Source organism: Streptomyces sp. NPDC089799, assembly GCF_040684755.1.
GTDB lineage: Bacteria > Actinomycetota > Actinomycetes > Streptomycetales > Streptomycetaceae > Streptomyces.
Window position 1 is genome coordinate 36065 of the sequence record NZ_JBFBGR010000001.1, and the last position, 19447, is coordinate 55511.

18 protein-coding genes are annotated in these 19447 nt (G+C 71.6%); 8 read left to right on the top strand and 10 right to left on the bottom strand.

Annotation, left to right across the window (positions count from 1 at the left end):
- Window positions 1–71 precede the first annotated feature (71 nt).
- Entirely contained in the window at window positions 72–1016 is a 945-nt protein-coding gene (locus tag AB0O36_RS00120; protein ID WP_365101706.1) for a hypothetical protein, read from the bottom strand.
- Between the two features lie 80 nt (window positions 1017–1096).
- Here AB0O36_RS00120 and AB0O36_RS00125 point away from each other — a divergent pair, with 80 nt between their 5' ends.
- Together AB0O36_RS00125 and AB0O36_RS00130 are read left to right on the top strand one after the other, a co-directional pair.
- Complete coding sequence (locus tag AB0O36_RS00125; protein WP_365101707.1) at window positions 1097–1291, top strand: DUF3046 domain-containing protein; 195 nt, start codon at window positions 1097–1099, stop codon at window positions 1289–1291.
- A 377-nt stretch (window positions 1292–1668) separates the two neighbouring features.
- The gene (locus AB0O36_RS00130) at window positions 1669–2799 is read left to right on the top strand and encodes an AI-2E family transporter (RefSeq protein WP_365102512.1); all 1131 of its coding nucleotides are present in this window, start codon (window positions 1669–1671) and stop codon (window positions 2797–2799) included.
- On the opposite strand, the gene AB0O36_RS00135 is transcribed toward AB0O36_RS00130, so the two are convergent.
- Window positions 2744–3496 (bottom strand): Clp protease N-terminal domain-containing protein, encoded by a 753-nt coding sequence (locus AB0O36_RS00135; protein ID WP_365101710.1) that lies wholly within the window; start codon window positions 3494–3496, stop codon window positions 2744–2746. The two genes, AB0O36_RS00130 and AB0O36_RS00135, sit on opposite strands and share 56 nt — an antisense overlap.
- 147 nt (window positions 3497–3643) lie before the next feature.
- On the opposite strand from AB0O36_RS00135, the gene AB0O36_RS00140 reads away from it, so the two are divergent.
- The 4 genes from AB0O36_RS00140 to AB0O36_RS00155 all read left to right on the top strand — a co-directional run bounded on the left by AB0O36_RS00140 (window position 3644) and on the right by AB0O36_RS00155 (window position 8766).
- The gene (locus AB0O36_RS00140; RefSeq protein ID WP_365101713.1) at window positions 3644–4150 is read left to right on the top strand and encodes a GNAT family N-acetyltransferase; all 507 of its coding nucleotides are present in this window, start codon (window positions 3644–3646) and stop codon (window positions 4148–4150) included.
- A 195-nt stretch (window positions 4151–4345) separates the two neighbouring features.
- Window positions 4346–5464 carry a recombinase RecA gene (gene recA / locus AB0O36_RS00145; protein ID WP_365101715.1) on the top strand — a complete coding sequence of 373 codons (1119 nt, stop codon included), beginning with the start codon at window positions 4346–4348 and terminating at the stop codon, window positions 5462–5464.
- 3 nt (window positions 5465–5467) lie between these two features.
- Complete coding sequence (gene recX, locus AB0O36_RS00150; RefSeq protein WP_365101718.1) at window positions 5468–6028, top strand: recombination regulator RecX; 561 nt, start codon at window positions 5468–5470, stop codon at window positions 6026–6028.
- Between the two features lie 170 nt (window positions 6029–6198).
- Window positions 6199–8766 (top strand): FtsX-like permease family protein, encoded by a 2568-nt coding sequence (locus AB0O36_RS00155; RefSeq protein ID WP_365101721.1) that lies wholly within the window; start codon window positions 6199–6201, stop codon window positions 8764–8766.
- Between the two features lie 136 nt (window positions 8767–8902).
- Here AB0O36_RS00155 and AB0O36_RS00160 read toward each other — a convergent pair whose 3' ends face one another.
- The 8 genes from AB0O36_RS00160 to AB0O36_RS00195 form a co-directional block, all read right to left on the bottom strand.
- A complete protein-coding gene (locus AB0O36_RS00160; RefSeq protein ID WP_365101724.1) occupies window positions 8903–9310 on the bottom strand; it encodes a rhodanese-like domain-containing protein in 408 nt (135 codons plus the stop codon).
- On the bottom strand, window positions 9307–9837 hold the full coding sequence (locus tag AB0O36_RS00165) for a cysteine dioxygenase (RefSeq protein ID WP_365101727.1): 531 nt from the start codon (window positions 9835–9837) through the stop codon (window positions 9307–9309). The genes AB0O36_RS00160 and AB0O36_RS00165 overlap by 4 nt, the downstream gene beginning before the upstream one ends.
- An 81-nt stretch (window positions 9838–9918) precedes the next feature.
- The gene (locus tag AB0O36_RS00170) at window positions 9919–10005 is read right to left on the bottom strand and encodes a putative leader peptide (RefSeq protein ID WP_365102514.1); all 87 of its coding nucleotides are present in this window, start codon (window positions 10003–10005) and stop codon (window positions 9919–9921) included.
- 138 nt (window positions 10006–10143) lie between these two features.
- Window positions 10144–11865, bottom strand: a complete 1722-nt coding sequence (locus tag AB0O36_RS00175; RefSeq protein WP_365101730.1) for an FAD-dependent monooxygenase — start codon at window positions 11863–11865, stop codon at window positions 10144–10146.
- A gap of 1376 nt (window positions 11866–13241) precedes the next feature.
- Window positions 13242–14168 (bottom strand): amino acid ABC transporter permease, encoded by a 927-nt coding sequence (locus tag AB0O36_RS00180; RefSeq protein WP_365101733.1) that lies wholly within the window; start codon window positions 14166–14168, stop codon window positions 13242–13244.
- Entirely contained in the window at window positions 14165–14839 is a 675-nt protein-coding gene (locus AB0O36_RS00185; protein WP_365101736.1) for an ABC transporter permease subunit, read from the bottom strand. Before AB0O36_RS00185 ends, AB0O36_RS00180 begins: the two co-directional genes overlap by 4 nt.
- An 84-nt stretch (window positions 14840–14923) precedes the next feature.
- Entirely contained in the window at window positions 14924–15769 is an 846-nt protein-coding gene (locus AB0O36_RS00190) for a glutamate ABC transporter substrate-binding protein (protein WP_365101739.1), read from the bottom strand.
- A gap of 79 nt (window positions 15770–15848) precedes the next feature.
- Entirely contained in the window at window positions 15849–16640 is a 792-nt protein-coding gene (locus AB0O36_RS00195) for an amino acid ABC transporter ATP-binding protein (RefSeq protein WP_365101741.1), read from the bottom strand.
- Between the two features lie 370 nt (window positions 16641–17010).
- On the opposite strand from AB0O36_RS00195, the gene AB0O36_RS00200 reads away from it, so the two are divergent.
- A complete protein-coding gene (locus AB0O36_RS00200; protein ID WP_365101743.1) occupies window positions 17011–17775 on the top strand; it encodes a response regulator transcription factor in 765 nt (254 codons plus the stop codon).
- A 13-nt stretch (window positions 17776–17788) separates the two neighbouring features.
- Window positions 17789–19249 carry a HAMP domain-containing sensor histidine kinase gene (locus AB0O36_RS00205; RefSeq protein ID WP_365101746.1) on the top strand — a complete coding sequence of 487 codons (1461 nt, stop codon included), beginning with the start codon at window positions 17789–17791 and terminating at the stop codon, window positions 19247–19249.
- Window positions 19250–19447 lie beyond the last annotated feature (198 nt).

Below are 19447 nucleotides of genomic sequence, written 5' to 3' on the forward strand. Positions count from 1 at the left end.
CGGCCGACGGACCCGCAGTGCGGCAGGCGGATCCGCGGTACCGGCCGGCGGGCCCGCCGTACGCCGCCCCGTCAGTGCGGCCGCCCCGCCGGGGACGTGCCCGGCGCGGGCAGGCGCCCGTACGCGCGCAGGGTCAGCAGGGCCTCCAGGGTGGCGATCGGGCGCCGCTCCAGTGCGCTGCCCGGCGCCCAGGTCCGGCGGAGCACCGGCCAGCCGCCGTCCTCCTGCTGGCACCCCGCCAGGAAGTCCAGCGACCGCGACAGCTCCTCGTCGGTGAACCAGCCGCGGGCCAGCGACTCCGGGCGGCGGGCGAAGTCGTGCGGGAACAGCCGCTCGCCGGGGGCGTAGCCGGCCGCGACGGGGAAGTCCGCGCTCCGCAGCGGGTCGAGCACCACCAGCCCGTCGGCGCGGACCAGCCGCCCCAGCCGGTCGGCGGCCGCGGCGGCCCGGCCGCGGTCCGGGGCGCCGTCCAGGAAGGCCACCGCGGCCTGGACCTCGTACGGATGGGAGCGGCGCAGGGTCTCCACCCGGTCCCAGCAGAACTCGGTGGCACGGAACAGCCAGGCGTGCCAGACCCGGTTGCGGTGCAGGACCCCCACCACCGGCCCGGTCGCCAGCAGTTCGGCCGGCGGGTCGTCCTGCACGGGGTGATAGGGGGCGGCGGGGTAGTGGCGCGGGCCCGGGAACACCACCGGAAGGGCGCCCTCCGGGGTGGAGACCCGGGTCAGGTGGCCGCACAGCCGCTCGATCCGCTGTCCGGCGCAGCGGCCCAGGCCGTCCAGCACCCGCAGCGCGTGCGCGGCGTGCAGGGGCTGGCTGAGCGGTCCGCGCAGGTCGGGGTCGAGGGCGTGCCCGTAGCCGCCGTCGGGGTTCAGGTAGGGGCCGAGGGCCGCGTCGACGGCGTCCGGATCGCCGCCGAGGAAGTGGAACGCGAACCGCCGCTGTTCCAGCACCCGGGCCGTGAGCCAGATGAACCGCTCGGCGCGGGCAAGGGACGAACCGTCGTCTGCGGACATGGCCGAACGGTAGGGCGCCGGGCCGGGGCCCGGCGAGGGGAACGCCCCGGTCCACCCCGAACGGGCGGGATACTGGACGCATGAGGTTGACAATCTTCTGGGAGCGGATGGCCGAGCACTTCGGCGCCTCCTACGCCGACTCCTTCGCGCGCGACCACGTCATGGCCGAGCTGGGCGGCCTCACCGTGCACCAGGCGCTGGACGCCGGCTGGGAGACCAAGGACGTGTGGCGCGCGGTGTGCGCCGCCGTGGGCATCCCCTCCCACCTGCGCTGAACCTCTCCGGGGCGGACCCCTCCGGGAGCCCCTGCCCGCCCCGCCGCCCCGGCCCGGTCACCGGGGCAACGCGGCACCACCGCGCTCCGGTAGGCGAGACTTGCCGGGTGGCAGCCACCGACGACACCGCCCAGGACCAGCCGGACCCTGCGCCCGCACCGGAGTCCGCCCCCGCGCCGGAGCCCGGGCCCGTACCGCCGGGGCCGGCACCCGCCCGCCCCGCCGCGGTGCCCGCGGCCCGCGGGCCGGAGACGGCGGAGACCGGCCGGGCCGGCCGGCCCGGGACCGGAGGACCGCCCGGCGCGGCGGGGGAGACGCCCGCCGCCGGGCCCCGGGACGGGGGTCCGGCCGGCCCGGGCAGACGGCCCTTCGCCGCCGTGGACCCCGGGGCGCGGATGCCGCGCTGGCTGCCCCGGGCGGTGGTGATGGTGCTGGCCCTCTTCGCCTGCTTCCAGCTCGCCAGCTGGGCGTTCCACCAGCTCATCGGGCTGCTCGTCAACATCCTGATCGCGTTCTTCCTCGCGCTCGCGGTCGAGCCGGCCGTGGCCCGGATGGCCGCCCGCGGCGTGCGCCGGGGCCTGGCGACCTTCCTGGTGTTCCTCGGGGTGTTCGTGGCCGGCGCCGGCTTCGTCGTCATGCTCGGCTCGATGCTCGCCGGGCAGATCATCGACATGATCGCGTCGTTCCCGCAGTACCTGGACGACGTCATCGGCTCGATCAACCACACCTTCGGCACCGAACTGTCCCGGCTGGCGATCCAGGAGAGCCTGCTGCACTCCGACTGGCTGCAGAAGTACGTGCAGAACAGCGCGACCGGGGTACTCGACGTGTCCGCCACCGTGCTCGGCGGACTCTTCAAGCTGCTGACGATCACGCTGTTCGCGTTCTACTTCGCCGCCGACGGGCCCCGGCTGCGGCGCGCGCTGTGCTCCGTACTGCCGCCCGCCAAGCAGGCCGAGGTGCTGCGCGCCTGGGAGATCGCCGTCGCCAAGACCGGCGGGTACCTGTACTCGCGCGCCCTGATGGCGCTGATCTCGGGCATCGCGCACTACGTCCTCTTCGAGCTGCTGGGGTTGTCGTACGCGCCCGCGCTCGCGGTCTGGGTGGGCCTGGTCTCCCAGTTCATCCCCACCATCGGCACCTATCTGGCGGGTGCGCTGCCGATCCTGATCGCCTTCACCGAGAACCCCTGGTACGCGCTGTACGTCTTCGGGTTCGTGGTGGTCTACCAGCAGTTCGAGAACTACATGCTGCAGCCCAAGCTGACCTCCAGGTCGGTCGACATCCACCCGGCGGTGGCCTTCGGCTCGGTCATCGCCGGCACCGCCCTGCTCGGCGCGGTCGGCGCGCTGATCGCGATCCCGGCCGTGGCCACCCTGCAGGCGTTCCTCGGCGCGTACGTGAAGCGGTACGAGGTGGCCCACGAGGGTGGCTCCGGGGCGGACGCGGCGGCTAGCCCGGGGTCTCCGCGGAGGGCTCGCCGGCGATGGAGGCCAGGGCCGCGGTGACGGCCGCCTTCACGGCGGACTTGTCGACGCCGAGGCCGCTGAGCACGCCCTCGCCGTTCTCCAGCTCCAGCAGCGCCAGCAGGACGTGCTCGGTGCCCACGTAGTTGTGGCCGAGCTGGAGGGCCTCCCGGAAGGTCAGTTCCAGTGCCTTCTTGGCGTTCGCGTCGAAGGGGACCAGCTCGGGCACGTTCTCCTCGGCGGGCGGCAGGACCGCCGTCACGGCCCGCCGTACGGCATCGGCGTCGGCGTTCTGGCCGCGCAGGGCGTAGCCGGCCAGGCCCTCGGGCTCGGCGAGCAGGCCCAGGGCGAGGTGCTCCGGGCGGATCTCGGTGTTGCCGGCGGCGCGGGCCTCGTTCTGCGCGGCGACGACCACGTTGCGGGCGCGGGGGGTGAAGCGGGCGAAGTCCTGGCTCGGTGCGGGGTCGGCGTCGGACTTGGGGACGAAGCGCTTCTGGGCCGCCTGGCGGGTGACGCCCATGCTGCGGCCGATGTCGGTCCAGGAGGCGCCGGAGCGGCGGGCCTGGTCGACGAAGTGCCCGATGAGGTGGTCGGCGACGTCCCCGAGGTGTTCGGCGGTGACGACGGCGTCGGAGAGCTGCTCCAGGGCGTCGGCGTGGGACTTCTTGATGGCCTCGATCAGATCGTCGAGGCGGACCGGATGGGTCATGCGGACGGGTTCCACGGAAGGGTTCGTCATGCTGACAACCGTAGGTTGACAGTAGTGGGGTGTCAACCGCCGGTTGTCAGTCTCCGTGGGCCCGCCGGAATTCCTTTGACGCGGCCGATCGGTCGGGAGTCCCATGCGGTGTCATTCGCGCACGACCAGCACGGAAGCGATCAGCACATGACCGATACGGAAAAGACCGGCACCGAAACGACCGGCATGGAGGCGGCCGGCGCGGAAGCGCGGGGGGCCGGCGTGTTCATCGCCGTGGAGGACGTCTTCGATCCCGAGGAGATGCAGAGGCTCTACGGGTCCGTCGGCTGGGAGGGGTATGCCCACGACGCCGACAAACTCTGCCGCGGCCTGCGGAACTCCCACCTCGTCATCACCGCGCGGGACGGATCCGGGGCCCTCCTCGGGCTGGCCCGGACCATCTCCGACGACGAGCACATCGTCTACGTCCAGGACGTCCTGGTCGACCCGGAGCACCATCGGAAGGGGGTCGGCCGGGCCCTGGTCGAGCACCTCGCGCGGCGCTACGTGCACTGCCGGTTCTTCCTGCTGTCCACGGACCACGAGTCCGCCCCGGACGGGGAGCGCAACCACGCCTTCTACCGGAGCCTGGGCTTCCTGTCCTATGAGGAGAAGGGGATGTCGGGCTTCGGGCTGCCCCGAAACCGCTCGTGACCAGGGCTGATACCAGGGCGTGAGGTGCCTGCCGGAAGGTTCCGGCGGGGCGGGGGCGCGGCGGGCTTGACAGAAAAATCGAACACGTATTCTGATGCTTGTCCACAGGCAACCGGGCGTGGAGGCGCATTGTCAGTGGCAGGCGTTAGCGTCTTTGGCGTGAAGCGATCGACTCAAGCAAACCGGGTGGAACCCATGGCAGGCACCGACCGCGAGAAGGCGCTCGACGCCGCGCTCGCACAGATTGAACGGCAATTCGGCAAGGGCGCCGTGATGCGCCTCGGCGACCGGCCGAACGACCCCATCGAGGTCATCCCCACCGGGTCGACCGCTCTGGACATCGCCCTCGGCGTCGGCGGGCTGCCCCGCGGCCGCGTCGTCGAGATCTACGGACCGGAGTCCTCCGGCAAGACGACCCTGACCCTGCACGCCGTCGCCAACGCCCAGCGCGCCGGCGGCACCGTCGCCTTCGTGGACGCCGAGCACGCCCTCGACCCCGAGTACGCCAAGGCGCTCGGTGTGGACACCGACAACCTCATCCTGTCCCAGCCGGACACCGGTGAGCAGGCCCTGGAGATCGTGGACATGCTGGTCCGCTCCGGCGCCCTCGACCTCATCGTCATCGACTCCGTCGCCGCCCTCGTGCCGCGCGCGGAGATCGAGGGCGAGATGGGCGACTCCCACGTGGGTCTGCAGGCCCGCCTGATGAGCCAGGCGCTCCGGAAGATCACCAGCGCGCTGAACCAGTCCAAGACCACGGCGATCTTCATCAACCAGCTCCGCGAGAAGATCGGTGTGATGTTCGGCTCGCCGGAGACCACCACCGGTGGACGGGCGCTGAAGTTCTACGCCTCGGTGCGCCTCGACATCCGCCGCATCGAGACCCTCAAGGACGGCACGGACGCGGTCGGCAACCGCACCCGCGTCAAGGTCGTCAAGAACAAGGTCGCGCCGCCCTTCAAGCAGGCCGAGTTCGACATCCTCTACGGCCAGGGCATCAGCCGCGAGGGCGGTCTGATCGACATGGGCGTGGAGCACGGCTTCGTGCGCAAGGCCGGCGCCTGGTACACGTACGAGGGCGACCAGCTCGGCCAGGGCAAGGAGAACGCCCGCAACTTCCTGAAGGACAACCCCGACCTCGCCAACGAGATCGAGCGGAAGATCAAGGAGAAGCTCGGCGTGGGCGTCCGCAAGGGCGCGACTCCCGCCGCCGAGGGCGCGGACGCCGAGGCGACCGCCGAGGACGCGGCCAAGGCCGTGCCCGCACCGGCGTCCAAGGCCAAGGTGGTCAAGGCCACGACCGCCAAGAGCTAGCCGGTGCGGGAGTACGACGGGGGAGACGGCCCCGGTCCGTCGAGGGCCGGACCGGAGCTGCCGCCCCAGAGCCCCGAGGAGCAGGCGCGGGCGATCTGCCTGCGCCTGCTCACCGGGAGCCCGCGCACCCGGCGCCAGCTCGCGGACGCCCTGCACAAGCGGGGCATCCCCGAGGGGGTGTCGGAGGAGGTCCTCTCCCGGTTCGAGGAGGTGGGCCTGATCGACGACGCCGCGTTCGCCGGCGCCTGGGTCGAGTCCCGCCACCGGGGGCGCGGCCTGGCCCGCCGCGCACTGGCACGTGAGCTGCGCACCAAGGGCGTGGACGGCGGCCTGGTCGCCGAGGCCCTGGAGTCGCTCGACTCCGAGCAGGAGGAGGAGACCGCCCGCGAGCTGGTCGCGCGCAAGCTCCGCGGCACCCGGGGACTGGACCGGGACAAGCGGATCCGGCGGCTCGCCGGGATGCTCGCCCGCAAGGGCTACCCGGAGGGCATGGCCCTGCGCGTGGTCCGCCGCGCCCTGGAGGAAGAGGGCGAGGACACCGAGGACCTCGGCTACGGGTACTGACCCCGACGCCGGGTGATCACCCCGGCCGCCGGCATCTCTCCCGGCTCCGGGTACCCACCCCGGCTCCGGGCGGCCGGGCGGGCCACCGTAGGGGGGTGGGGCTGGCCCCAGGGTGAGGACGCCGGGCCGCTCCAATGATCCACGGGCCGCGCGACAGCAGAGTTGTCCCCATGATGCTGCGTTACGCCCTCCAGACCGTCCGGGACCGCAAAGCCGGTTTCCTCGGCGCCTTCGTCGCCCTCATGTGCGCGGCCGCCCTCATCACCGCCTGCGGCACCCTGCTGGAGACCGGGCTGCGCGGAAGGATCGCCACCGAGCGGTACGCCGCCACGCCCGTGGTCGTCTCCGCCGACCAGAACGTGCACCAGACCAGGGTCAAGGAGAAGAAGGGCAAGACCAAGGTCAAGCACAAGGCCAAGCCCGTAGCCGAGCGCGCCTGGCTGCCCGCCGACACCGCCGGGAAGGTCCGGGCGGTCCCCGGGGTGGAGCGGGTCGTACCCGAGCTGACCTTCCAGGCGGTACCGCTGGTGCGCGACGGCGGCACCGGCACGGGCGGTGGGACCGGCACCGGCAAGCGCAGCTACGGACACGCCTGGGAGTCCGCCGCCCTCACCCCGTTCACCCTCACCGAGGGGCACGGGCCCACGGCCGCCGGCGAGATCGTCGTCGACCGGGAGCTCGCCGCGCGGGCCGGACTGAAGCCCGGCTCCCCGCTCACCGTCCAGGCCACCGGAGAGCCCAGGACCTACACCGTCAGCGGTATCGCCCGTGCCGCGCACGGCGACCTCGGCCACCAGACCTCGCTCTTCTTCAGCGGACCCGAAGCCCGCCGGCTCGCCGCCCGTGACGGCCGGGTCACCGCCCTCGGCGTGCTGCCGAAGCCCGGAACCGACCCCGGCACCCTTGCCGCCGATCTGAAGAAGGCCCTCGCCGGAACCACCGCCCAGGTCGCGACCGGCGACGCCCGCGGCCCCGTCGAGTTCCTCGACGCGGCCGGAGCCCGCACCAAGCTGGTGTCCATGGGCGGAGCCATGGGCGGCACCTCCCTGCTCGTCGCCGTCCTCGTCGTCGTCGGCACCTTCGCCCTCTCCATCCAGCAGCGCCACCGCGAACTCGCCCTGCTCCGCGCCATCGCCGCCACCCCCCGCCAGATCCGCCGCCTGCTCGGCCGCGAAGCCCTGATCGTCGGCCTCGCCGCCGGTGTGTCCGGCGCGCTCGCCGGAATCCCGCTCGCCGCCTGGCTGCACGGCCGGTTCATCTCCCTCGGCGCGGTCCCCGCCACACTCGAACGCACGGCCGGTGTCTTCCCGATGGCCGCCGCGGTCGCCGCCACCCTGTTCGGCGCCTGGGCCGCCGCCCGGATCAGCGCCCGCCGGATCGCCCGGATCCGCCCCGCCGAAGCCCTCGCCGAAGCGGCCGTCGAGCGCACCCGGCCCGCCTGGAGCCGGATCGCCGCCGGAGTCCTGCTGCTGGCCGGCGGAGCCGTCCTGGTCGCCGTACTCAGCACCCTGCGCACCGAGCCCGCCTCCACCCCCGTCACCTTCCTCGCCGTCGTCGTGCTGGCCGGCGCGGTCTCCCTGCTCGGACCGCTGCTGGTGCGCGCCGCCGCCGCCCTGCTGGCCGGCCCGCTGCGGATCACCGGCACCAACGGCCGCCTGGCCACCGCGAACCTGCGCGGCAACGCGACCCGGATGGCCTCCGCCGTCACCCCGCTCGCCCTGCTCGTCGGCATGACCTGCACCGTCCTCTTCGTCCAGCCCACCCTCGGCGACGCGGCCCGCGCCCAGGCCCGCGACGGCGTCCGCGCCCAGTGGGTGCTCGCCGCACAGGGCCCCGGCGTCACCGCCGGAGCCGCCCGTACGGTCCGCCGGACCCCCGGGGTGCTCGCCGCCACCGAGACCGTGCAGACCACCGCCCGCGTCGGCCTCACCAAGTACGCCGTCCAGGGCGTCACCCCCGAGGGCCTCACCCGTACCTGGAACCCCGGCGTCACCGGCGGCAGCCTGGCGGAGTTCGGCCCCGGCAAGGCCGCCGTCAGCGAACTCGCCGCCGACCAGCTCCACCTGAAGCCCGGCAGCCCCCTCACGGTCCACCTCGGCGACGGCACCCCCGTCACCCTCACCGTCTCCACCGTCTACTCCCGCGGCCTCGGCTTCGGCGACCTCACCCTCCCGCACGACCTGGTCGCCTCCCACATCGACAACCCCCTCGCGGGCAGCGTGCTGGTGGCCACCGAGCCGGGCACCGGCCGCGCGCAACTGGCCGCCGCGCTGAAGGCATTCCCCGGCACCGCGGTCCTCTCCGCCGCCGACGCCGACCAGGTGCGCGCCGAGCGCGGCAAGGCCGGCACCGAGATCAACCTCCTCGCCATGGGCCTGGTCCTGGCCTTCACCGCCATCGCGGTGGTCAACACCCTGGCCATGTCCACCGCCGAGCGGTTCCGCGAGTTCGCGATGCTGCGGCTGGCCGGCGCCACCCGCCGCCAGGTGCTCCGGATGATCCGCACCGAGGCGCTCTCGGTCCTGCTGATCGGAGCGGTGCTCGGAACCGGGATCTCCCTGGCGGTGCTGACCGCCTTCAGCGTGGGGATGACCGGGAGCGCGGCCCCGGCGGTCCTGCCGCTGGTCCACGCAACGGTGATCGGCGGCGCCGCCCTCCTGGCCCTGGCCGCCACCGCCCTCCCGGGCCGCAACGCGCTCCGCCTCCGCCCGGTGGACGTGGCCACGGCCAAGCAGTAACCGCCCTCCGCCCGCCGTGTGGGCAATCGTGCCGCAGGGCGGCACGGGTGGGCACACGGCACCGGAGCTGCGCACCGCTCGCGCAGCCCCCCTCAGCGCGGTCACCTTCGGGTGGCCGCGCTGAGGGCGTTGGCCATCAGGCCATCGCCGCCACCGGCAGGCCCGCCGCCTTCCACGCCTGGAACCCGCCCACCAGATCGGTCACCCGCCCCAGCCCCAGCCGGCGCAGCGAGTCGACCGCGAGACTGGACGCGTAGCCCTCGTTGCACAGCACGATCCACCGCACGTCGTGCCCGGTCGCGGCGGGAGTGCGGTGGCTGCCCAGCGGGTCGAGCCGCCACTCCAGTTCGTTCCGTTCGACGACCAGCGCACCCGGGATGACCCCGTCGCGTTCCCGCAGCGCCTGGTACCGGGTGTCGACCAGGAGCGCCTCGCCCGCCCGCACCGCCGCGTACGCCTCCTGCGGGGCGACCCGCTCGTATGTGGCGCGGACCCGCTCCAGGTGCTCGTCGATGCCGGTCGGGGCCGGCTCGGGGGTGCTCATTCCCAGTCCGCCGGGCGCTCGACCTGCTCCAGGGTGAGGACCGGGCCGGACCGGCTGTAGCGGCGGATCAGCGGCAGCGGCGGGTAGTAGGCGTGCACCGAGACCGCGTGCTCGTCCGGCGACTCGTTGAGCACCTCGTGCACGTGGTACTCGCCGAACGCCCGCCCGCTGCCCTGCTCCAGACCGCGCCGCCGGTCGTGCCCCTCCGCCAGGTGCAGGCTCTGCCAGCCCTCGGAGGGCAGCCGTACCGCCAGGGAGTTCTCGGTGAGCCGTCCGCGCGCGGTGGCGAACGCGCCCCTGGATTCGGCGTGGTCGTGCCAGCCGGTGCCGGTGCCCGGCGGCCAGCCGATCAGCCATGCCTCACTGCCGCCCGGGCCGTCCAGCCGCACCCAGGTGCGGCCCTGCGGATCCAGCGGGAGCGAGGCGATCACCTCGGGATCGGCAGCGGTCCGGAGGGCGAAGTCGAGGAGCTCGGCGGCGGTGGGGCCGGCGTGCGGGCGCGCGGGGGCGTACGAGGGCGCAGACATGGGGTGTGACCGTCCTGTGGGTTCGCGTGGGAGCGCGCACCGGCAGGCGGGCGCGCAGGAAGGATTCGATGGAGCGGCGAATCAACAGGAAGGGCGACAGACGCAGCCCACGTAGCGGAGCAGGTCCATGTGGACCCTCCGCCAGAGCAGTACGTCGTTGCCGGTCATGCCCGCGAGTGAACCACGACCGCCCACAACGGGTCAATCGATCACGGATGCGGCGCGGCCCCTCCCACCGGACCCCGCCCTGCCTCCCGGGGGAGCCGTGTCGGTGTCACACCGCCCCGGCACGGCCCCCCGGCCCGCTCACTCGCCCGCGGCGCGGGCGGCGGCCGGAGCCGGATCCCCGGCGCCCGCCGGACCCGCCCCGGAGCCCGCCGGACCGGCCCCGGCCTTGGCCCCGGCTCCGGCCGGTTCGGCCGAGTCGGCCGAACCGGCGGAGTCGGCCGGTTCGGCCGGCGAGGGGACCGCGGGCAGCAGGGGAGCCACGGGCGCCGCCGCCCGGACCGAGTCCGCCGCCGCGTACAGCTCGGCGGGCCGGACCCCGGCGAAGGTGGCCGCCAGGTGGCCGTCCGGCCGGACCAGCAGCACCGTGTGCGCCGGCGCGCCCGGGTAGCCGTCGGCGACCAGCAGCTCGGCCCGCATCGGCAGCGCGCTCACCGCCGCCGCCAGCCGTGGCATCAGCCCGGCCTTCATCCAGTGCTTCCGGTCCCACACCCCGGTGCCGGGTGCCACCAGCACCACCAGCAGCCGTCCCCGGCCGAGCCGGTCCCGGAGCGGTACGGTCGTCCCGTCCGGCGCGGTCACCGGTACGTCGGCCACGGTGCCGCCCGGCTCGGTGTCGGTCGGCACCTCGCGGACCGCGACCGGAGGGGCGTACGCGGGGGGCGCGCCGAGCGGCCCGCGCCCGAGGTGGCCCTCGGTGAGCAGGAGTTCCTGGGAGCGGCCCGCGCCGGGAAGGTAGCCGCGCAGGCCGCCCCCGCCGCGCAGTGCCGGAAGGGCCTGGTCGGCGGCGCGCAGCCGCGCGGCCACCGCGGTGCGGCGTTCCGCCTGGTAGCTGTCGAGGAGTTCCTCGGTGGCCCCGTGGTGCCAGGCGTGGGCCAGCTTCCAGGACAGGTTCTCCACGTCCCGGAGCCCCTCCTCCACGCCCTGGGTGCCCAGTGCGCCGAGCAGGTGCGCGGCGTCCCCGGCCAGGAAGGCCCGGCGGTCCCGCCAGCTGCGGGCCAGCCGGTGGTGCAGGGTGTGGACGCCGGTGTCGATCAGGTCGTACGGCGGGGTGCTCCCGCCGCACCAGACCGCGAGGGTGTCCCGGATCAGGTTGATCATCGCGTCCGGGGTGACCAGCTCGCCGCGCGGCGGCAGCAGCCAGTCCAGCCGCCACACCCCGTCGGGCAGCGGACGTGCCGTCACCTCGGGAACGGAGGCGGACTGCGACCGGTGCAGTATGGCCTCGCCGGGCCAGGGGAGTTCGGTGCGCAGTGCGGCCACCGCGTGCCGTTCCACGGCAGTACGGCCGGGGAAGCGGATGCCGAGGAGCTTGCGGACGGTCGACCGGGCCCCGTCGCAGCCGACCACGAAGCTTCCCCGCCACCAGGTGGTCTCGGCGCCCCGGGTGTGGACGGTGACCCCGTGCTCCTCCTGCTCCACGGAATCGATCCGGCTGTCGGTGACCAGCTGGACGAGGGGGTGCGCGGCCGCGGCGTCCCGCAGGCCGCGGGCGAGCGCGTGCTGGGGGACGTGCAGCGGGGCCGGGACCGGGTCCTCCTCGAAGGTCACCCGCCGGGTCTCCTGCCGGCGCCGCAGGGTGCGCCAGGCGGCGAACGGCGCGCCCTCGTCGCGCAGCGTCGCCGCCCCCAGCCGCTGGGCCATGGCGGCGGTGTCGGCGTGCAGCACCACGGTCCTGGCCGGCCTGGGCTCGTCCTTCCCGGGCCCCTCGTCGAGCAGCACGGAGGGCACGCCTTGGCCGGCCAGGGCCAAGGACAGGGAGAGTCCGACGGGCCCCGCGCCGACGACGATCACCGGGTCCATGGCGCGGCTCCCGATGTCCGGTATGTGATCACAGACAGTATGCAACCGACTCGTGGTGTCTACGTCAAGTGACACTCGCCTGCCGGGCGGCAAGGGGAATGAGGAATTCCGAATGCGGATCTGCGGCGTGTCTGCATCGGCGACTCGTTCGCGAGTCCTCAATTTCCACGCCTGGTCGCGGACGGGACGCCTCGTTCTGGCCGATCGGCTTGTAATTGCTCCATTTCTTTCGGTCACACACTGGCAGAATTCATTCCTTCGTTCGAGAAATGCTCAAATGAAGCTCAAATCCTTCACTTTCGGTTGCTGTGACTCCGTTGCCCGTGGAAATGTCATGAACGTGCCGGGCGGGAGGAAACCCGCAGCGTGAGCCGGCGGCTGGTTTTCGACTTTGGGGGCCGGTCTGCCTGAGCTCGTTCGACGGGCACCTGTGTTCTGATTCGGAGAGTGGAGGCAGTGTTGCTGCAGGGAAGTCGTGTGCGCGGGTTTGTTGAGCCTGCTGTAGGTCTGTTGGCTGCTGGATTAGTCTCGTTCGGAGCCGCGACGTCTGCGTCGGCTGCCACTCTGGCGCATCCGGAAAACTGTCACTACGAGGTGCCCGCGAAGTGGGGGGCTGTCGCAAGTTGCAAGAAGCACAACGGTGGCTCCTACCGGGCGACCGCCATATGCACGGAGGTGGATGGGACAGTCGATTACTATTACGGGCCCTGGAAGCAAAGGGGCTTGTCTATCGCCTATTGCCAGGGATCGTCTCGCGCGACATCCGCGGGAGTGGAGACCTCCCCTCGCAACAACACCTGAAGTTGTCCGACGTTTGAACCCGGAAAGGGCAATCATGAAGAAGAGGTATGCGGTTTTGCTCGCCACCACGGTGATGGTGGGCTTCGGGTTACAAGGTGCAGCTGTCGCGGCGCCCACCGCGTGGCCGGATGAGTGCACGAGTATGAACAACGGGAAAAACGGTTGGATGGCCTGGTGTAAAAAGGGCAACGGTGGGAGCTGGAAGGCGCATGTCAGGTGTGAGCCCCAGGGTGGAGGTCCCGTGGTTGAAAGGGACGCAGTGGCGTGGAACTCCAAAACATGGTCTATGGTGTTTTGTCCGCCCATGACCACAGTCGTCGGTGGCGCCTACTGGACGAGGTCCTACAAGTAGGTCTCGCCGTGAAACCATCCACGTGTTCGCGCGACAGGGCTCCGAGGCTGCTGCCAGGGCTTAGATGCCAGCCGGTTCCATTAGTCGCAGGCTGGAGCGGCGACCTACTGGGTGTGTAGGCGTCAAGCAACCTCAGAGAGAGCGCTGACAGACGCGTCCGCGGTGTACCGGATGGTGATCCGGTACACCGCGGACAAGAGGTGTTGCTAAATCAGAGGCGACTTCAGCTACTCGTGGCGGACTCCGTGCCGTTGCCCTGCGCGGGGACCGCGGCGAGCGTGCCTTCACCTCCGGTAGGGCCAGCGACCATCGTGTTGGCCCTAGTTCCGTTGGTGGACTTCTTTGACCTCCGCATCCGCTGCTCCAACCAGGAGGCGAAGCCGGTGAGCACGAAGTTGAGGAGCACGTACAGCAGGCCGATCACGATCAGGGTCGGGATGGTGTTGCTGTAGTTGGCCGAGATCTGCCGATTCATGGACAGGAGTTCGCCGTAGCCGAGCACTGCGCCGGCCAGGGCTGTGTCCTTCAGGATCACGACGAGCTGGCTGACCAGGGCGGGCAGCATGGCCGTGACGGCCTGCGGCACCAGCACGTACGCCATGGTCTGGCTCTTGCGCAGGCCCAGCGCCTTGGCCGCCTCGCCCTGCCCCTTGGGCAGCGAGTGGATGCCGGCCCGGACGATCTCGGCGATTACTGAGGCGTTGTAGAGGACCAGGCCGGTGACGCAGGCGTACAGTGGCCGGATTTCGGACTCGATGTCGGTGAACTGCACGAAGAGGGCGGAACCGAACACCATGAGGATCAGTACCGGGATGGCGCGGAAGAATTCCACGACCGCGCCGACGGGTACCCGTACCCATGCGTGGTCGGAGAGCCGTCCGATGCCGAGCAGGGCGCCCAACGGCAGCGCGATCACCATGGCGAGGGCTCCGGCCTTGATGGTCTCGCCAAGGCCGGGCAGCAGGAAGGTGGTCCAGACATCGCCCTCGAGGAAAGGCGTCCACTTGTCGGCTTCCAGTTGATTCTTGTCCGCCATCGTGGCCACGACCCACCACCCGGCCAGAGCCAGGACCACGAGGAAGACCACGGTGTAGATGACGTTGCGCACCTTGGCCTTGGGGCCGGGGGTGTCGTACAGCACGGAGCTCATCGCTTCACCGCCACTCGCTTGGCGACCCAGCCCAGCAGCAGACCGGTGGGGAGGGTCAGCAGGACGAAGCCCAGGGCGATGACCCCGAAGACGGCGAACAGTGCGTCTGCTTCGTTCTCGATCATTTCCTTCATCAACAGGGCTGCCTCGGCTACGCCGATGGCCGCTGCCACCGTGGTGTTTTTGGTGAGGGCGATCAGCACGTTCGCGAGCGGAGCGATGACGGCCCGGAACGCCTGCGGCAGCACGATCAAGGTGAGCACCTGGATAAAGCTCAGGCCCAGCGCACGGGCCGCCTCGGCCTGGCCGACCGGCACAGTGTTGATACCGGAACGCAGCGCCTCGCAGACGAAGGTGCCGGTGTAGGCGGAGAGCCCGAGGACGGCGAGCCGGAAGCCGATTTCCTTGAAGTTCTGGCCGCCCAGGGCGAAGCCCAAGGTCTCGTTCAGGCCAAGGGAGCATCCGATGATGAGCACGGTGAGCGGCACGTTACGCACCACATTGACGTACGCGGTGCCGAAGGCCCGCATCAGCGGGACCGGGCTGACCCGCATCCCGACCAGCACGGTTCCCCAGAGCAGGGAGCCTATGGCCGAGTAGAGGGTGAGCTGAACCGTCACCCAGAAGGCGCCGAGCAGGTCGTACTGCCCGGAATCAAGAAAATCGAACACGTTGTCCTGCGCTCTCCCCAGGATGGGCGGCCGACGGGGCGCGCCGCCGCCTCAGGCGGGTGGCGGCGCGCCTGCGCCGATGACTCAGCTGCCTTCGGTGATCTGCGGGGCAGGCTCGTTCTTGTAGTTCGCCGGGCCGAAGTTGGCCTTCACGAACTTCTCCCAGGAGCCGTCGGAGACCATCTTCTTCACCGCGGCGTTGATCTTGGTCTGGAGCTCCTTGTTGCCCTTCTTCAGACCGATGCCGTAGTTCTCGTTGCTCAGGCTCAGGCCGACCAGCTTGAACTTGCCCTGGTTCTTCTCCTGCGCGGCGTAGCCGGCCAGGATCGAGTTGTCCGTGGTCAGGGCGTCGAAGGTCTTGTTCTCCAGGCCGCTGAGGCACTCGGAGTAGCCGCCCGCCTGCTTCAGGTCCGCCTTCGGGGCCAGCTTCTCCTTGACGTTCTGCGCGGAGGTCGAGCCGGTGACCGAGCAGAGCTTCTTGTCGTTCAGGTCCTCGGCCTTGGCGATGCCGGACTCGTCGGCGCGGACCAGCAGGTCCTGGTGGGCCAGGAAGTACGGGCCGGCGAAGTCGACCTGCGCCTTGCGCTTGTCGTTGATCGAGTAGCTGGCGACGATGAACTCGACGTCACCGTTCTTGATCAGGTTCTCGCGCTCGGCGGAGACGGCCTGCTTGAACTCGATCTGGCTCGCCTCGTAGCCGAGCTCCTTGGCCACATAGGTCGCCACGTCGACGTCGAAGCCGGTGAACTTGCCGTCCGGCGTCTTCAGGCCCAGACCGGGCTGGTCGAACTTGATGCCGACGACGATCTTGTCCTTCTTGCCGCCCGAACCGGCCTTGGAGTCCTTGTCCTTGTCGCCACCGCACGCGGTCGCCGTCAGGGCCAGGGTCAGGGCGAGCGTCGCGGCCGCACCGGTCTTGATGAGCTTCATGGTGAACTTCCCTCGGATGAGACGTTGTTGAACTACCACCGGAGTTGAGCTACCCCCGGATCAGTACCAGACCGGACGTTCAGTGGTGCAGGATCTTCGACAGGAAGTCCTTGGCGCGGTCGCTGCGCGGGTTGCTGAAGAACTGCTCGGGCTCGGCCTCTTCGACGATCTTCCCGTCGGCCATGAACACGACCCTGTTGGCCGCGGAGCGGGCGAAACCCATCTCGTGGGTGACGACGACCATCGTCATTCCCTCGGCGGCGAGCTGCTGCATGACCTCCAGCACCTCGTTGATCATCTCCGGGTCGAGGGCCGAGGTGGGCTCGTCGAAAAGCATCACCTTCGGCTCCATCGCCAGCGCACGGGCGATCGCCACGCGCTGCTGCTGGCCACCGGAGAGCTGTGCCGGGTACTTGTCGGCCTGCGTGCCGACGCCGACCCGGTCGAGCAGGTTGCGGGCCTTGGCCTCGGCCTCGGCCTTGTCCTTCTTGCGGACCTTCACCTGGCCCAGCATCACGTTCTCGAGCACCGTCTTGTGCGCGAAGAGGTTGAACGACTGGAACACCATGCCCACGTCGGCCCGGAGCCGGGCCAGTTCGCGGCCCTCGGCGGGAAGTTCCCTCCCGTCCAGGGTGATGCTGCCCGAATCGATGGTCTCCAGGCGGTTGATGGTCCGGCACAGCGTCGACTTGCCCGACCCCGAAGGGCCGATCACGACGACGACCTCACCGCGGGCAATGCTCAGATTGACGTCCTGAAGCACGTGCAACGCGCCGAAGTGCTTGTTGACGTTGCTCAGTACGACCAGGTCGTCCGCCGCGGGCGCCGACTCCCCGGCCCCTGCGCCCTTGGTCACTGATACTCCGCTCATCGGCTTGTGGCTCCGTCCTCCTCGGTTGGGAGGACAGTAGTGAGCGGCTCTGCACAGCGTCACCACATCTGAGGGAGAATTGAGCATAACGATCCGGCCTCAGCCGGACACGCTCCGTAGGTGTGGGGGGAGCGCAGAGCGGCGCCTTGCGCCAGGCCCCGGGTGTGCTGTTTTACTGAGCGCAACCGGCCGGTCCGCCGGATCGCCGGACGGTGACCACAAGACGCCCGCAAGGCGACCGCAAGACGGCCGGAAGGGATCGGACGACCGCCGCGGACCGTGGTGCGGACCGCGGGCCGGCGCCCGTGCGGAGACCGTGCGGGGACCGGGAACCGGAGAACAGGAACCAGGAAAGGGGGCCGGAGAAGGAATGAGACTGCTGCTCGTCGAGGACGACGACCACGTCGCAGCGGCCCTGTCCGCGATCCTGGCCAGGCACGGCTTCCAGGTGACCCACGCCCGCAGCGGCGAGGAGGCGCTGCAGGCCCTGCTGCCCGCCGGCGCCCCGCCCACCGTCAGCCCCTACGGGGTGATCCTGCTCGACCTCGGCCTGCCCGACCAGGACGGCTACGAGGTCTGCGGCAAGATCCGCAAGCGCACCGCCACCCCCGTGATCATGGTGACGGCGCGCGGCGACGTACGCTCCCGCATCCACGGACTCAACATGGGCGCGGACGACTATGTCGTGAAGCCGTACGACACCGGCGAGCTCCTGGCCCGCATCCACGCGGTGGCCCGGCGCACCAGCACCCCCGGAGGCGGCGGCGCCGGAACCGGAACCGAGGCCTCTGCCGGGGCCGGCACGGCCGGACAGTCCGGCGGACCCGGCGGCACCGTCCGGCTCGGCTCCGTCAGCATCGAGCTGCCCACCCGGCGGGTCTCCGTCGACGGCACCGACGTACCGCTCACCCGCAAGGAATTCGACCTCCTCGCGCTGCTCGCGCAGCGCCCGGGCGTGGTCTTCCGGCGGGAACAGATCATCAGCGAGGTGTGGCGCACCAGCTGGGAGGGCACCGGCCGGACCCTCGAAGTGCACGTCGCCTCCCTCCGCTCCAAACTGCGGATGCCCGCCCTGATCGAAACGGTCCGCGGGGTGGGCTACCGGCTCGTCACCCCCGGCCCGGGTGCCCGGTAGGAGGCCCCACGCCGTGCGCGCCCGGCTGCTCCCCCTGCTCGTCGTCCTCATGGCCGGCGTCCTGATCGCCCTCGGTTTCCCGCTCGCCGTCAGCCTGGCGGCCGGGCAGCAGCAGAGCGTGGTCGTCGACCGCATCGACGACAGCGCACGCTTCGCCGCCCTCGCCCAGTTCGTCGTCGAGGCCGAGGGCGCCGGGGACAAGAGCGCCGACGAGCGCCGCGAGACCCTCAAGGCCGAACTCGCCCGCTACCAGGGGCTGTACGGCATCCGCGCCGGCATCTTCTACCGCGACCGCAACGCCATGGCCGCCGCGCCGGGATGGTGGCGGGTGCCCGACACCAAGGACGCCGACCAGGCCTTCAACGAGGCCCTCGCGGGACGCCGCAGCCACGACCCCGCGCAGGTGTGGCCCTGGCAGCCGCACGGCAAACTGCTCGTCGCCTCCCCGGTGGTCCTCGACGGCGACGTGGTCGCCGTGGTCGTCACCGAGTCGCCCACCGACCGGATGCGCGCCCGCACCCTGCAGGGCTGGCTGCTCATCGCCGCCGGCCTGGCCGCCGCCATGCTGGTCGCCTTCGGTGCGGCCCTGCGGCTCACCAGCTGGGTGCTCAAGCCCGTCCGCACCCTGGACGCCGCCGCCCACGGCATCGCCACCGGCCGGATGAACTCCCGGGTCGCGGCCGCCGGCGGCCCGCCCGAACTGCGTCGTCTGGCCCGCTCCTTCAACGAGATGGCCGACAACGTCGAAGAGGTGCTGGAGCAGCAGCGGGCCTTCGTCGCGGACGCCTCGCACCAGCTCCGCAACCCCCTCGCCGCCCTGCTCCTGCGCATCGAACTGCTCGCGCTGGAACTTCCCCCCGACAACGAGGAGATCGCCTCGGTGCGCACCGAGGGCAAGCGGCTCGCCCGGGTCCTCGACGACCTCCTGGACCTGGCCCTGGCCGAGCACGCCACCGCCGAACTCGCCCTGACCGACGTCGCCGCCCTGACCGCGGAACGGGTCGCCGCCTGGCGTCCGCTGGCCGAGGAGAAGGGCGTACGGCTGGTCGAGCGCGGCCGGACCGCGGTCACCGGCTGGGCCGACCCCATCGCCCTGTCCAGCGCGCTCGACGCGGTCATCGACAACGCGGTGAAGTTCACCCCCACCGGCGAGGAGGTGGAGGTGTCGGTCGCCGCGGAGGAGGGCACCGCGCTGATCGTGGTCGCCGACCGCGGCCCCGGGCTCACCGACGAGGAACTCGACCGCATCGGCGACCGCTTCTGGCGCAGCAACCGCCACCAGAACATCAAGGGGTCCGGCCTCGGCCTGTCCATCTCCCGCACCCTCCTCGCCGCGGGCGGCGGCTCCCTCACCTACGCGGCGAACCCGCCGCACGGCCTGCGCGTGACCGTCTCCGTCCCCCGCACCGGCCCGGACGCGGACCGGCCCGGCCGGGGAAGGCCGATCGGCACGGCAGGTGAGCACGACCGGTGAACACGGCCGGTGGACACGGCCGGTGGACACGGCCGGTGAACACGGTCGGCGGGTACGAGCGGTGAGCGCGACCGGTGAGCAAGAAGCGGTGCGCGGCCGGTGCGTACAACCGGTGAGCACGGCCGGTGCGGCCCGCACACTGCCGCATACTGAAGGCGACCTGCCTCCAGGAGCGCTCCCGTGACCACGCCCACCCCG